Source organism: Spirillospora sp. NPDC047279, assembly GCF_040643285.1.
In the GTDB taxonomy this organism is placed as follows: domain Bacteria; phylum Actinomycetota; class Actinomycetes; order Streptosporangiales; family Streptosporangiaceae; genus Spirillospora.
In genome coordinates this window covers 536,266-549,336 of the sequence record NZ_JBEYUA010000005.1, presented here as the reverse complement: position 1 = coordinate 549,336, position 13,071 = coordinate 536,266, and the positions used below count along the sequence as shown (strand labels likewise).

Sequence of the window (13,071 nt, the reverse complement as noted above, 5' to 3'; positions counted from 1 at the left end):
GGGCCGGTCACCCCTTCCGGGCCTCCTCCCACGCCGGGCTCTCCACGAAGTGAACGTCGTAACGTTCGTGCATCTCCGCCAAGCTCCCGGCTGGCAGCTCACCCCGCAGGACCCGCGGCAGAACGCGGAAGTAGTCGAACCGGTCGACACCCGGCGTGATGAACACCAGCGCCTCCGCCGAAGCCCCCGGCGCGGCCCCGAACGCGTGCGGCAGCCGCGGCGGGACGGCGACCAGCCCGCCCCGTTCCACGGTCGTGACGTCCTCGCCCAGCAGGATCTCCAGCGTGCCGTCCAGCAGGTAGAAGACCTCCCACGACAGGGCGTGGAAATGCGGCTTGGCGCCGTCGGCGCCCGCCGGGATGACACCCGTGCTGATGCTCATCGCGCCGCCGCTGGCGTGCGCGTCGGCCAGCAGCCGCATCATGCCGGTTCCCTCGATGACCTCGGCGTCCTTCTCGTGGACGACGATCGGACGGTCGGGCTGGAGCATCGTGCCTCCCAAGAGTGGATCTCGTGCGTCCAGTCCACCCGTCCGCGCGCGCCGGGCCAACGAGCAGTCCGCGCCCACAGTGATCACGATTGCCGATGACCGGCCCCCCGGCCGGGCGGGTGTCCTCAGACGGCCGGGCTCCAGCCGCGTTCGACCGACGACCGGCACCGCCCGGGATCGTCGCCCGCGCTGGTGAAGAGCGCGGTCAGCAGCGGGACGCCGTGGCCGAGCGCGGCCTCCGGCAGGGGGCCGGTGACCACCAGGGACGCCAGGCCGTGGCCGATGGTCCAGCTCTGGACGGCCAGCTCCAGCGGGTCGACGCCGGCCCGGAAACGTCCGGCGGCCGTGGCCCGTTCGACACCCTGCACGAGGTAGTGCAGGGTCTCGTCGGCCGCCGCCGCGTCCTCGAGCTCGAACCCGGCCTCGAACATCACCCGGTAGAGATCGGGGTTGGCCAGCGCGTTGGCCAGGTAGGCGGCGCCGAGCGCGGTCAGGTCCGTCACCGGGTCGGCCGTCGCCGGGATCGTCGCCAGCCGGGCCGCCAGCCGCGTGAACCCCTCCTGGCGCACCGCCTTCCACAGGCCGTCCATGCCGCCGAAGTAGGTGTAGAGCGCCATCGTTGAGACGCCCGTCCCGGCGACCAGCGACCGCAGCGTGATCGGCTCCCGGGCGGCGAGCATCTGGGCGGCCCGTTCGATCAGCATGGCCCGCACCGCCGGGTCCTTCGTCCTCACCATGGCCCCACAATACATAACAATGCTATGTTTTGAGGACCGACGACGCGAGGAGCCCGACATGGCCGTGACCCTGATCAACCCCGACGGACTGCCGAAGCCCGACGTCTACCGGCAGATGTCGGTCGCGACCGGCTCGAAGCTGGTGTTCCTGGCGGGCCAGGTGGCCCGCGACGCCGACGGCCGCAAGGTCGGCGAGGGTGACCTCGCCGCCCAGGTCGAGCAGGCCTACCTCAACATCGGCACGGCGCTGGCGGCGATCGGCGCGACGTTCGACGACGTCGCCAAGCTGACCGTCTACATCGTGGACTGGACGCCCGACAAGCTGCCGCAGCTGGGGGAGGGCGTCGCCCGCGCCGCCGCCAAGCTCGCGGTCGACCCCGTCAAGCCCATCACGCTGCTGGGCGTCGCCGCCCTCGGCGAGCCCGACCTGCTGGTCGAGGTCGAGGCCACCGCCGTCGTCGACTGACCGCGGCGGCTGACGGCGTCGACTGATCACGGCGGCTGACGGCGGCGGCTTGAATCTCCCCTCGGGGGAGGTGCCAGGGTGAGGGCATGAACGGGGAGGCGCTCTACTCGATCGGCGAGCTCGCGCGGATGAGCGGGCTCACGGTCAAGACCGTGCGGTTCTACTCCGAACGGGGGCTCCTGCCGGTGTCGCGGACGGCGTCCGGGCACCGCCGGTACGGGGCCGGGGCCGTCGCGCGGCTCGGCCTGGTGCGCACGCTGCGCGACCTGGGGCTCGACCTCGCCACCGTCCAGAAGATCGTTGACCGCGAGGTGCCGGCCGCCGAGGTCGCCGCCGTCCACGCCGCTGCCGTCGCCGTGCAGATGCGGGTGCTCCGGCTCCGGCACGCGGTGTTGTCGGCGGCCGCCCGGCGCGGCTCCACCCCCGAGGAGATGGATCTCATGCACCGGCTCGCCCGGCTGTCCGCCGCCGAACGTGACACGCTCGTCGCCGACTTCCTCGACAGCGCCTTCGGTGACCCGGCCGACGGGCCGCTGCCGCGCGTCGTCCGGCGGTCGCTCGCCCCCGAACTGCCCGACGACCCGACGTCCGAGCAGCTGGAGGCCTGGGTCGAGCTGGCCGAGCTCACCCAGGACCCGGCGTTCCGTTCGCTGATGCGCGGCCTGTTCACCGGCCACGCCCGGCAGGACACCGGGCCGCCCCGCAAGCACACCGTCGCGCTGGTCGCCGAGACCGTGCCGCCGCTGCTCGCCGCCGGAGCCGCCCCGGACTCGCCCGAGGCCGCCGAGGCCGTCGCGGCGATCTCCGCCGCCCACGCCGGCTTCCAGGGCCGTCCCGACGACGTCGGCCTGCGCGCGCACCTGGCCGCCTACCTCTCGGCCGCCAACGACCCGCGCCGCGAGCGGTATCTCGTCCTGCTCTCGATCGTCAACGGCTGGTCCCCGCCCGACCATCCGCGCCGCGAGATCGGCTGGTTCCTGGCGGCCCTCGGGCACCATCCGCTCGCCGGGAGCGAATGAGGTCGGTAGATGACCGCATTCGTTCGTAGGGTCGGGGAGGTAAGCGCCGAACGAGATCAGGGGGAAGTGAAATGTCGATCGTCGTCACCACTCCGACCGGGCACGTGGGCTCGCGCGTCGTCCGGGTGCTGCTCCAGGCCGGGGCCCGCCCGCGCGTTCTCGTCCGCGACCCGGCGCGGCTGGACGCGCCGACGCGGGAACGGGTGGAGGCCCTCCAGGGGGACCTGACCGACCCCGACTACGTGCGGACGTCGGTGAAGGGGGCTCGGACGGTGTTCTGGGTCGACCCGACCCCGCACGTCGTCGAGAACCCCGTCGAGACCTCGCTGCGCACCGCCGCCCCGCTGATCGACGCCGCCCGCGCCGGGGACGTGGAGCGCGTCGTGCTGCTCAGCAGCGCCGGCGCGGAACTGCGCGAGGGCGCCGGGCACATCGACGCGCTGGGCCGGATCGAGGAGGCCCTCGACACCACCGGCGCCGACGTGCTGCACCTGCGCAACGGCTACTTCTTCACCAACCTGCTGCCGGACCTGGGCATGCTGGACGGCGGGGTCCTGACCACGTCCGCGGACCCCGACCAGCCCGTGCCCTGGGTCGACCCGCGCGACATCGGCGAGGTGGTCGCCGCCCGGCTGCTCAACGAGCACTGGAGCGGGCGGATCGTGCAGGGCGTCCACGGCCCCGAGGACCTGAGCTTCAGGCGGGTGACCGAGATCCTCTCCGACGTCCTGGACCGCCCGGTCGAGCTGAACGCCGTCAGCGACGACGAGGCCCGCGCCGGCATGCTCGCCGCCGGGCTGCCGCCCACCGCGGTCGACGGCATCGTTGGCATGTCCACGGGAACGCGCGGCCTGCGCCCCGACCCGCCGCGCGACCTGATCACCACCACGCCCACCCCCCTCGCAGCCTGGGCCCGCACCCAGCTCACCGCCTGACCCCAGGCGCCGGCCACCGAGGCCGCCGGCCACCGAGGCCCCTGACACGTCAGGGCGCGCGGTTCCCCGAGCGGCTGCGGGGGCTATGGCCGCCGGGGCCATGGGCTCGGGTGCCATGGGTGGGGGTGGCGAGGGCTTCGTCGTAGGCGGCTCGCAGGCGGGCCGCGCGGCGCCGCTCGGCCTCCAGGCCGGCGCTGCGCCTCTCCGACGAGTACGACCTCTGACGGGCGGCTAACCTGCGTCCATGCAGCTGATCAAGGGCCCCGGGACCCGCGCCGCACCCGGCGCGGTGTCCGGCGACTACGTCGAACACCTCCGCAGCGAGCGGCTGTCGGCCGGGACCTACCTGATCCCCGCCGGCGGTTCCGATGACCAGACGCCGCACCGGGAGGACGAGATCTACCTGGTCACCGCCGGCCGGGCGCGGGTGGTCACCGACTCCGGCGAGGCGCCCGTCGAGCCCGGGGACCTGATCTTCGTCCCGGCGGGGGAGGCCCACCGGTTCGTCGACATCACCGAGGACCTGGCCCTGCTGGTGGTCTTCGCGCCCGCCTACACCGGCCGGACCTGAACGGACGCGACCTGAACGGACGCGACCTGAACGGACGCGACCTGAACGGACGCGACCTGAACGGACGCGACCTGAACGGACGCGACCTGAACGGACGGGACGGGAGCGGGCGGGACGGGAGCGGGCGAGCGCCGTCGCCTTCTCATTCCGTTCCGTCCCGGACATGACGACGCCCCGGGCGGGGGAGAGTCCCCGCCCGGGGCGTCGTCAGTGCCCGGGTGATGCGGTGCCCGGGTGATGCTCGGCGCCCGGGTGATGCCCGGTGCGCCGGTGGTGTCGCCTAGTGCATCGGCATCGGAGCGTCCGCCACCGGGACGTCCGGCTTCTTGCGCGGCAGCAGGAGCGCCGGCAGGAAGGCGAAGAGCAGGAGCGCCGCGGCCCACCAGAAGGTGTGCTGGAAGGCGTCCGCCATCATGGGCGCGATCTTCTCGCGGACCGCGTCCGGGATGGCGCCCAGGCCGCCGCCGGCCTCGCCGCCGCCACCGCCGCCGGAACCGCCCTCACCGAGCTTGGACGCCAGCTGGTTGGCCAGCAGGACCGAGATCATGGCGGTACCGATGGACGCGGAGACCTGCTGGATGATGTTGAGCATCGTGCTGGCCCGCGGGACCTCGTCGTGGACGAGGGTCTGGATGGCCGCGGCCATGGTCGGCATCATCGTCATGCCCATGCCGAGGCCCATCACGAAGAGGACGGAGCCGAGCGCCCAGTACGAGGTGTCGTGCTGGAGCAGGGCGGCGAAGCCGCTGACCGACAGGACCACCACGGTCATGCCGACCAGGACGACGCGGCCGGGGCCCAGCCGGTCGGTGAGCTTGCCGCCGATCGGCATGGTGATCATGGCGCCCAGGCCCTGCGGGGCCAGGAGCAGACCGGACATCAGGGCGCCCTCACCGCGCACCCACTGGTAGTAGAGCGGCATCAGCAGCATGGCGCCCATGAACGCGGCCATGAACAGGACCATGGTGCCGGAGGCCGCGGCGACCGAACGGCGCTTGAGCAGGCGCAGATCGATCAGCGGGCTCTTGGCGCTCAGCGCGCGGAACACGAACGCGATCGTCAGCAGGGCGCCGGCGACGGTCGGGATGAGCGCCTCGAGCTTGGTGAAGTCGCCGAGCTCCGCGCCCTTGGCCAGGCCGTAGATCAGGCTGGCCAGACCGGGGGAGAGGAAGATCAGCCCGAGGACGTCGAGGCGTTCGCCGCGCTTGGGGGTGTCCTTCTTGAGGATCCGCGCCGCGAGGAACAGGGCGACGATGCCGATCGGCAGGTTGATGAAGAAGATCCAGCGCCAGGAGACGTCGTCGACGAGCCAGCCGCCGAGGATCGGGCCGAGGATGGGGCCGAGCAACATCGGGATGCCGACGACGCTCATGACCTGGCCCACCCGGGACGGGCCCGCGGCCTGGGTCAGGATCGTCATGCCGGCCGGCATGATCATGCCGCCGCCCAGGCCCTGCAGGACGCGGAACGCGATGAGCGACTCGGCCGACCAGGCGAAGCCCGCCGCGATCGAGCCGATCACGAAGAGCGCGATCGAGATCATGTAAAGGCGCTTGGTGCCGAAGCGCGCCGAGGCCCAGCCGGTGATCGGGATCACGGTGGCCAGTGCGAGCGTGTAGCCCGTGGTCACCCACTGGATGGTCGCCAGCGAGGTCTCGAACTCGCGGGCGAGGTCGTTGATCGCGACGTTGACCACGGTCACGTCGAGGATGGACATGATGGCGCCGAGCACGACGACCATGGCCACCGCGAGCACGCCACGGTCAAGGCCACCGGCGGAACCGCGGGGCGGTTCCAAGGGTCCGTCGGCCACCTTTGGGGACGCTGGGGCGGTCAAGAGGAACTTCCAATCGTCAGGCCCGGGCACGCGGGCGTAAGGAGTCAATGATGTGTTGGGGGTGCCAGTGGAAAATACTGCAGTGACTGACACTTTGCGAGCGATTAAACCGCCGTCGGTCCGGGAGTATTCCGGGGACCTCTGACAGTCTGTGCTGGTCTGTGGATCAAGGATCGAACCTCCACCTGACTGGAGGTCAAGCAGGTGTGATGTACCTGACATCGCCTCTGCCCGCGCAGGTGAGCAGGACGTTGCCGCAGCGGAAGCACCAGGTGGCGGTGAGTGAGAGACCTCCCCCTCATCACGCCCTCCGAGCTCTCGCTGTCAGAGGGACAGACCAGCCCCGCCCCGAAAACTCATCTGTGACCCGCACCACACCCGTCCCGCACCCCCACTCCCGAGCCCCGCCCCCGAGCCCCGGCCTCCGAGCCCCGGCCTCCGAGTCCCGGCACCTGAGCCCCGGCCTCCGTGCCCCGCCCCCCGAGCCCCGGCACCTGAGCCCCGGCCTCCGAGCCCCGGCCTCCGTGCCCCGCCCCCCGAGCCCCGGCACCTGAGCCCCGGCCTCCGAGTCCCGGCACCTGAGCCCCGGCCTCCGAGCCCCGGCCTCCGAGTCCCGGCACCTGAGCCCCGGCCTCCGTGCCCCGGCCTCCGAGTCCCGGCACCTGAGCCCCGGCCTCCGTGCCCCGCCCCCCGAGCCCCGGCTCCTGAGCCCCGGCCTCCGTGCCCCGGCCTCCGTGCCCCGGCCTCCGAGTCCCGGCACCTGAGCCCCGGCCTCCGTGCCCCGCCCCCCGAGCCCCGGCCCCTGAGCCCCGGCCTCCGTGCCCCGGCCTCCGAGCCCCGGCCTCCGAGCCCCGGCCTCCGAGCCCCGGCCCCTGAGCCCCGGCCTCCGAGCCCCGCCCCCCGAGCCCCGGCACCTGAGCCCCGGCCTCCGAGCCCCGGCCTCCGTGCCCCGCCCCCCGAGCCCCGGCCCCTGAGCCCCGGCCTCCGAGCCCCGGCCTCCGAGCCCCGGCCTCCGAGCCCCGCCCCCCGAGCCCCGGCCCCTGAGCCCCGGCCTCCGAGCCCCGGCCTCCGAGCCCCGGCCTCCGAGTCCCGGCCTCCGAGTCCCGGCCTCCGAGTCCCGGCCCCTGAGCCCCGGCCCCTGAGCCCCGGCCTCCGAGCCCCGGCCTCCGAGTCCCGGCACCTGAGCCCCGGCGTCCGGGTCACGGCGTCCGGGCCACGGCGTCCGGCCACTGCCCCCGGAGCGCGGCCCGCCGGGGCGCGGCGTCCCAGGGCGCGGCGTCCCGGGGGGCCGCGACTTTGGGGTGCGGCGTCTGGCGCGGCTGGGGGTGGCGCGTGTTAGGGGGTGAGGAAGGTCGCCAGGGCGATGGCGGTCTCTTCGGGGGCTTCTACCTGGGGGTAGTGGCCGACGTCCTGGAGGGGGGTGATCGAGGCGTCGGGGAAACGTTCCTGGAGGCGTTGCATGACGTGCCCGCCGCTGACCGGGTCGCGCATGCCCCAGACGAACCCGTAGGGAAGCCCGGAGCCCTCGAACGCGGAGACCCAGCGGTCGGCGTTCTCGCGGCGCTGTTCCATGTAGCCGATCAGCAGGTGGGCGTTGCGCAGGCCGTCGCGCCGCGCCGCCGCGTTCGCCAGGTCGTTCACGATCTCGTCGGGCACCGGCCGGTGCAGGAGGGGGCGGAGGGCGTCGGCCAGCATGTCCGGGGTGAGCACGGCGGCCAGTTCCGCGCCGCCGGGGCCGGCCAGCGCCTCCTGCGCGGGCACCGGCCGGTGCAGGTCGGGGTAGACGCCGCCGTTCAGCCACGCCACCCGTTCCAGCGGAACGCCGCGGGCGAGCAGCTCCTGCGCGACGGTCACGCCGTAGTCGTGCGCGACCAGCGCGCCGCCGGCGGGGAACTCCACCGCACGCCACGCCTCCTCGACCAGATCGGCCTGCTCGAACAGGTCGTAGCGGTGACCGGCCGGCTTGTCGCTGTCGCCGAACCCGAGGAAGTCCAGGCTGAGCACCCGGTGGCGCGCGGTGAGAGCGGGGAGCACCGGCGCCCAGTCGTGGCTGCTGCTGGGGAACCCGTGCAGGAGCGTCACGGGCGCGCCGTCCGCCGGCCCGTCGACCCGGACGAACACCTCGCGGCCCGCCGACCCGAGCCGCCGGCCGCCCGCGAGCCATTCCGCGTACGGTGGCCAGCCGCCGGCCACGGGCGGCCGGGCGGTCACAGGAGCGCTTCGGCGAGCCGGGCCCAGTCCTCGCGAGGGGCCGTTCGGTGGTCGGCGCCCAGCACCTGCACGCACACCGTGCTGGCTCCCGCGTCGAAGTGGGCGCGCACCCGTTCGGCGGTCGCCTCCAGCCCGCGCGCGACCATCGCGCCGGCCAGCTTCGGGCTGCCGCCGGACACCAGGTCCGACTCGTCGAACCCTTGCCGCAACCACGAGGCGCGGTAGTTGGGCAGCTCGCTGTAGAGCTTCAGATGCCCGTGCGCGATGGCGCCGAAGACCTCGTCGTCGGTGTCGGCGGCGGGAGTGACCACGGCCGCCTGCTCCACCACCAGCAGCGGCCCGGCGCCCAGCACCTCGCGGGCCGTCGCGGTGTGCTCGGGCGTCACCAGGTACGGGTGCGCGCCCTGCGCCCGGTCCCGCGCGAGCTCGAGCATGCGCGGCCCGAGGGCGGCCAGGACGCGGGGCGCGTTCTCCTTCTCGCCGGCCACGACCATGGGCGCGGCGTCCAGCGCGTCCAGGTACGCGGTCATCGCCGCCACGGGCTTGCCGTACGCCTGACCCCTCATGCCCTCGACCATGGGCGCGTGCGACACGCCGAGCCCCAGCACGAACCGTCCCGGATACGCGGCGTGCAACGTCCGCGTCGCCGTGGCCGTGGCCAGCGCGTCGCGCGCGTAGATGCTGGCGATGCCCGTTCCCACGGTCATGCGGCTGCTGGCCGAAAGGTAGACCTGCGCCGCCGTCAGCGCCTCCCGCCCGAACGCCTCGGGGAGCCACAACGACGCCCAGCCCTGCTCGTCGAGCTCGGCCACGGCCTCCCGCGCCTCGCCCAGCGCGAGGGTGTCCAGCGCGCCCGTCCAGATGCCTACGTTCTTCCCAGATGGCTGCATGTGATCACAGTACGCAGGCATCTCCGGCCGGAGATCACCGCACCACCCGACAAGATTGCTGACTCTGTCGAAAAGCCCTGTGACGTAAGGGTTTTCGGCCTTAGGGAGGGGTGTGCGGGACTACGATGCCGGAGAGGTCCCCCCAGACGTTGAGGTGCACATGGCCGAGTCTTCCCCGCCGATCCCCACCGGAGTCCCGACCGCCGCGCGCGTGTACGACGTGATGCTGGGAGGCAAGGACAACTACGCGGTGGACCGGGCCGTGGCGGAGGCCAGCCTCCAGATCATGCCGGAGCTGCGCGACATCGCCCTGCACAACCGCGCGATGTTGCACCGCGTCGTCGGGCACCTGGCCGCCAACGAGGGGATCACCCAGTTCCTCGACCTGGGCTCGGGCCTCCCGACCGTCCGCAACACCCACGAGGTCGCCCAGGAGGTCAACCCCGAGGCGCGCGTCGTCTACGTCGACATCGACCCGATCGTGCTGGCGCACGGCCGCGCCATCCTGGCCGACAACCCCAACACGACCGTGGTGACCGCCGACATCCGCGAGCCCGAAGACCTCCTGGGCCGCCCCGAGATCAGCGCACTGATCGATTTCGAACGTCCGGTCTGCGTGATGCTGGTCGGCATCCTGCACCACCTCGGCGACGACGAGGGCCCGGGCCGGATCGTCCAGGTGCTGCGCGACGCGGTGCCCAGCGGCTCGTACTTCTTCATCACCAACTTCACCCGCCTCGGCGACGCGCCCGAGTCCGTCGCGCTGGAGAAGCAGCTCCTGGAGCAGCTCGGCACCGGCCGCGTCCGCACGCCCGCCGAGCTGGCCGCGTTCTTCGACGGCCTGGAGATCCTGCAGCCCGGCCTGGTCCCGCTGCCGCTGTGGCGCCCGGAGCAGCCGGTCGTCGACGCCAGCACGATCGACGTCCGCTTCATGACCGGCGGCGTAGCCCGCAAGCCCTGACCCCGGCGGCCGCGGCCGTTCCGTTCAGAGGACCTGGCGCGGTGCGCGGCGGGTCGGGCGGCTCGCCGTACGTCGCCGCATAGACGTCCCGGGTCGACGCGTGGATCTCCCTGGTGCAGACGCCGGACGCCGGACGCCCGGTGCCCCCCGGTGGCCCCGGAGCGCCAGGCCCGAAATGGTGGTGACGCCCAGCCCGTCCGTCACCAGCGCCTGCATCACGACCATGCTGTCGGTGCTGTCGGTGCTGTCGGTGCTGTCCGGCGTGAACCCGTCCCTGACGCAGAGGTCCTGCAGATGCGACGGGTAACGTCCGTACCCGCCGATCCAGCACGAGTCGCGGCGGCCGGTCAGGACCTCGGCGTGCCCCGGCGTCAGCAGGTACGTGCACCTCGCCGCGGCCGCGGGCGGCGGCGCGGGCCTCCGAGACCGCATCCGCGCTCAGGGCGACGCCCTCGGCGCTCTCGCCGGATCGCTGGGCGTCGCCGAGCTCGACACACCGGTCCCCACCCGGCTCATCTCCAGGGCGCGGTCCTGGTCGACCAGCCCATGCCCCTGCGAGACCTCATCACCGGCTTCGCGGAGGCGGAGCTGCCCGGCCACACGCGGCAGCTCCTGGACCTCCTGCCGGGCGTTTGACCTCAAGTGACCTCAAGTGACCTCAAGTGATTTTGAGGTTCTAGCGTCGTGGCGGCATCCCACGACGGAAGGAACGTCATGACCATTCTGGTCACCGGGGCCACGGGGAACGTGGGCCGTCACGTGGTCAAGGAGCTGCTCGCCGCGGGTCACAAGGTACGGGCGCTGACTCGCGACCCCGCGAGCGGGCGAGTGCCCGGCGGCGTCGAGGTGGTCGCCGGTGATCCCGCCATCCCCGGCAGCCTCGTGCCCGCGCTGGACGGCGTGACCGGCGTCCACCTGATCACCTTTGACGCGGCGGACGGTGCTCCGCTGCGCACCGGCCCGCAGATCGCCCGCCTGGCCGCCGAGGCCGGCGTCCGCCAGATGACGATGTTGTGGAGCGGCGAACCGGGCCCGGTCGAGGAGGCCGTGGCGGCGGAGGGACTGCCGTGGACCACCCTTCAGCCGCAGGAGTTCATGTCCAACGCCCTCTTCTGGGCGAACTCCGTCAGGGCCGAGGGCGTGGTGCGCGAGCCGTTCGGCGCCACCCCCCAGCGCCATGATCCACGAGGCCGACATCGGCGCCGTGGCCGCCAGGACGTTCACGGAGGACGGCCACGCGGGCAAGGAGTACGTGATGACCGGCCCCGAGATCCTGGACATGCCGCGGAAGCTCGCCGTCCTGGGGGAGGCCCTCGGGCGCGAGATCCAGTTCGTGGAACTGACCGAGCGGCAGGCACGCGACCGGATGCGCGACGCGGGAGCCTCGCAGGAGGCGATCGACCACGTCGTCGGCTGGTACGCCGACCCGCCGAAAGAGGCGTACACGGTAGTGCCCACCGTCGAGAACATCCTCGGACGCCCCGCCCGGACCTTCGCCCAGTGGGCGCAGGAGAACGCCGAAGCATTCCGCTAGTCACCACTCGGCGCGCCGAGTCTCCGGCGCGCTGGGGGCCTCGCGCGCCTCGTTCACAGGGTGAGGCCGCGGCGGCGTCCCTCGATTCATGTGTCGGGCATACGGTACGAACGTGACCAGTGACGTGTCCCTTCAGCTGAAGTCGGCGCAGGTGCTCGTCGAGCTCCTCTCCGAAGACCTCCCCGCCGCCTACTGGAGCATCTACCGGCTGGAGCGCGCCCAGCTCGACGGACAGCTGGTCTCCTCGAACTCCGACGATCCCGAGGTGGCCGCCGCGGCGCGCGCCGAGATCCAACGATGGGCCGACTTCCTGGACGTCGACGTGTTCCAGCGGGAGCACGCCGAGGACGCCACCAGCCTGCGCGCCGAAGGCCACTACAAGAGGGTGCTGGTGTCGATCTTCGTCGTCGTTCCCGCCGAAAACCCGCGTCGGCGCGGGTTTCGCAGATCCCGCTAGGAAGCCGCCTCCCGCCGGAGAACCGGACCGACCCCTTCAGCAACAGCAGCCGCCTGACGCAGGCCCGCCTTGAAGACGTCCGCCCACCGGCTCCGGTCACCCACGTCCGGCCCGAACGCCTCCCGCGCGGCCTCGTCCGGCGAGATCCGTACATCGGCCTCGACCGGCGCGCCCGGGAACGGCATCGGCTCGATGAGGATCACCGCACCCGCACCGGCCGCGAGGTGGCCGTTGGAACCCCCGCCCAGCGCACCGTCCGCATACCGCCGTTCCCCCACGGAGATCGGCTCCACATAGCCCGGCGCGGCACTGCTGGACGCGACGGCCACATGCAGCGCCACGCCGCTGTCCCGCGTCCACACCACCGGCTCGCCCCGATCGACGTCCACGGCGGTGACGAGCAGCCGAGCGTCCGGCCACGTGCGTGCGACCAGCCGTTCCATGGCGGCGACGTGCACCTCCTGCGGCTCCGCGTTCGCCTCGGAGGCGAGAACGCCGACCCGGCGCAGCGCCTCACGCCGGTCCGCACCCGGCTCGTTCAGGATCTCGAAGACACGAAGCATCACAGAAGGATCCTCACCCGCCTCGTCCGGCCGTCTTGGCGGCACCTCAGCGAGCTCGTCCAGATCCCGCCCCGTCGCGATGGCCGCACCCGCGATCGCGCCCGCCGACGTCCCAACGATGAGGTCGGCCCCGGCCAGGTCAGCACCCGCTCTGCGCAACCCCGCAGCCAGCCCCAGAAGCCACGCCGTCCCAACCGGACCACCAGGCCCCAGAACGACCGCCACATCGGATTCACCAGGTTCATAACTCATGCCCCGATGCTAGAAAGCCGCCGCCACCGTCGACATCGGCTCTTGGACCGAAGACCAACGACCGACCCTCCTCCTCCCAACCATCCCCACCCCACACACCACCCCAACTGGACCGCCCCGGCGATGTTGGAGGCTCAGGTCGTTGGTT

Annotated in this window: 13 protein-coding genes and 1 pseudogene; 8 read left to right on the top strand and 6 right to left on the bottom strand. The window is 72.8% G+C overall.

All coding sequences use genetic code 11. The annotated features are described in order from the left end of the window. Nucleotides 1-7 precede the first annotated feature (7 nt). On the bottom strand, nucleotides 8-490 hold the full coding sequence (locus tag ABZ810_RS16015) for a cupin domain-containing protein (protein ID WP_358403564.1): 483 nt from the start codon (nucleotides 488-490) through the stop codon (nucleotides 8-10). 125 nt (nucleotides 491-615) lie between these two features. Then, nucleotides 616-1,227, bottom strand: coding sequence for a TetR/AcrR family transcriptional regulator (locus tag ABZ810_RS16010; protein WP_358403563.1), 612 nt, complete (start codon nucleotides 1,225-1,227; stop codon nucleotides 616-618). A gap of 58 nt (nucleotides 1,228-1,285) precedes the next feature. On the opposite strand from ABZ810_RS16010, the gene ABZ810_RS16005 reads away from it, so the two are divergent. The 4 genes from ABZ810_RS16005 (at nucleotide 1,286) to ABZ810_RS15990 (ending at nucleotide 4,218) form a co-directional block, all read left to right on the top strand. Beyond that, a complete protein-coding gene (locus tag ABZ810_RS16005) occupies nucleotides 1,286-1,693 on the top strand; it encodes a RidA family protein (protein ID WP_358403562.1) in 408 nt (135 codons plus the stop codon). Nucleotides 1,694-1,779: 86 nt separating this feature from the next. Further along, entirely contained in the window at nucleotides 1,780-2,712 is a 933-nt protein-coding gene (locus ABZ810_RS16000) for a MerR family transcriptional regulator (protein WP_358403561.1), read from the top strand. Nucleotides 2,713-2,783: 71 nt separating this feature from the next. After that, nucleotides 2,784-3,647 carry an NAD(P)H-binding protein gene (locus tag ABZ810_RS15995; RefSeq protein WP_358403559.1) on the top strand — a complete coding sequence of 288 codons (864 nt, stop codon included), beginning with the start codon at nucleotides 2,784-2,786 and terminating at the stop codon, nucleotides 3,645-3,647. A gap of 244 nt (nucleotides 3,648-3,891) precedes the next feature. Next, nucleotides 3,892-4,218, top strand: a complete 327-nt coding sequence (locus ABZ810_RS15990; RefSeq protein ID WP_358403558.1) for a cupin domain-containing protein — start codon at nucleotides 3,892-3,894, stop codon at nucleotides 4,216-4,218. Nucleotides 4,219-4,498: 280 nt separating this feature from the next. Here the strand turns inward: ABZ810_RS15990 and ABZ810_RS15985 are convergent, their stop codons facing one another. The 3 genes from ABZ810_RS15985 to ABZ810_RS15975 form a co-directional block, all read right to left on the bottom strand. Further along, a complete protein-coding gene (locus ABZ810_RS15985; RefSeq protein WP_358403556.1) occupies nucleotides 4,499-5,974 on the bottom strand; it encodes a DHA2 family efflux MFS transporter permease subunit in 1,476 nt (491 codons plus the stop codon). A gap of 1,416 nt (nucleotides 5,975-7,390) precedes the next feature. Continuing rightward, nucleotides 7,391-8,266: an alpha/beta hydrolase gene (locus ABZ810_RS15980; RefSeq protein WP_358403555.1), complete on the bottom strand. Its 876-nt coding sequence runs from the start codon at nucleotides 8,264-8,266 to the stop codon at nucleotides 7,391-7,393. After that, nucleotides 8,263-9,156 carry a TIGR03620 family F420-dependent LLM class oxidoreductase gene (locus ABZ810_RS15975; protein ID WP_358403554.1) on the bottom strand — a complete coding sequence of 298 codons (894 nt, stop codon included), beginning with the start codon at nucleotides 9,154-9,156 and terminating at the stop codon, nucleotides 8,263-8,265. Before ABZ810_RS15975 ends, ABZ810_RS15980 begins: the two co-directional genes overlap by 4 nt. A 160-nt stretch (nucleotides 9,157-9,316) precedes the next feature. Here ABZ810_RS15975 and ABZ810_RS15970 point away from each other — a divergent pair, with 160 nt between their 5' ends. From ABZ810_RS15970 to ABZ810_RS15955, 4 genes and pseudogenes are all read left to right on the top strand, one after another. Continuing rightward, on the top strand, nucleotides 9,317-10,117 hold the full coding sequence (locus ABZ810_RS15970; protein ID WP_358403552.1) for an SAM-dependent methyltransferase: 801 nt from the start codon (nucleotides 9,317-9,319) through the stop codon (nucleotides 10,115-10,117). A 714-nt stretch (nucleotides 10,118-10,831) separates the two neighbouring features. Continuing rightward, a pseudogene (locus ABZ810_RS15965) lies at nucleotides 10,832-11,071 on the top strand (NAD(P)H-binding protein); the annotation flags it as partial. Nucleotides 11,072-11,294: 223 nt separating this feature from the next. Beyond that, nucleotides 11,295-11,651 carry a hypothetical protein gene (locus tag ABZ810_RS15960; RefSeq protein ID WP_358403668.1) on the top strand — a complete coding sequence of 119 codons (357 nt, stop codon included), beginning with the start codon at nucleotides 11,295-11,297 and terminating at the stop codon, nucleotides 11,649-11,651. A gap of 112 nt (nucleotides 11,652-11,763) precedes the next feature. Then, on the top strand, nucleotides 11,764-12,108 hold the full coding sequence (locus ABZ810_RS15955) for a hypothetical protein (protein WP_358403551.1): 345 nt from the start codon (nucleotides 11,764-11,766) through the stop codon (nucleotides 12,106-12,108). On the opposite strand, the gene ABZ810_RS15950 is transcribed toward ABZ810_RS15955, so the two are convergent. After that, nucleotides 12,105-12,923: a patatin-like phospholipase family protein gene (locus ABZ810_RS15950; protein ID WP_358403549.1), complete on the bottom strand. Its 819-nt coding sequence runs from the start codon at nucleotides 12,921-12,923 to the stop codon at nucleotides 12,105-12,107. The two genes, ABZ810_RS15955 and ABZ810_RS15950, sit on opposite strands and share 4 nt — an antisense overlap. Nucleotides 12,924-13,071 lie beyond the last annotated feature (148 nt).

What these genes read in the sequence shown, in the direction of transcription:
- ABZ810_RS16015 (WP_358403564.1), bottom strand. Translation starts at nt 490, where the DNA reads ATGCTCCAGCCCGACCGTCCGATCGTCGTCCACGAGAAGGACGCCGAG.
- ABZ810_RS16010 (WP_358403563.1), bottom strand. Translation starts at nt 1,227, where the DNA reads ATGGTGAGGACGAAGGACCCGGCGGTGCGGGCCATGCTGATCGAACGG.
- ABZ810_RS16005 (WP_358403562.1), top strand. Translation starts at nt 1,286, where the DNA reads ATGGCCGTGACCCTGATCAACCCCGACGGACTGCCGAAGCCCGACGTC.
- ABZ810_RS16000 (WP_358403561.1), top strand. Translation starts at nt 1,780, where the DNA reads ATGAACGGGGAGGCGCTCTACTCGATCGGCGAGCTCGCGCGGATGAGC.
- ABZ810_RS15995 (WP_358403559.1), top strand. Translation starts at nt 2,784, where the DNA reads ATGTCGATCGTCGTCACCACTCCGACCGGGCACGTGGGCTCGCGCGTC.
- ABZ810_RS15990 (WP_358403558.1), top strand. Translation starts at nt 3,892, where the DNA reads ATGCAGCTGATCAAGGGCCCCGGGACCCGCGCCGCACCCGGCGCGGTG.
- ABZ810_RS15975 (WP_358403554.1), bottom strand. Translation starts at nt 9,156, where the DNA reads ATGCAGCCATCTGGGAAGAACGTAGGCATCTGGACGGGCGCGCTGGAC.
- ABZ810_RS15970 (WP_358403552.1), top strand. Translation starts at nt 9,317, where the DNA reads ATGGCCGAGTCTTCCCCGCCGATCCCCACCGGAGTCCCGACCGCCGCG.
- ABZ810_RS15960 (WP_358403668.1), top strand. Translation starts at nt 11,295, where the DNA reads ATGATCCACGAGGCCGACATCGGCGCCGTGGCCGCCAGGACGTTCACG.
- ABZ810_RS15950 (WP_358403549.1), bottom strand. Translation starts at nt 12,923, where the DNA reads ATGAGTTATGAACCTGGTGAATCCGATGTGGCGGTCGTTCTGGGGCCT.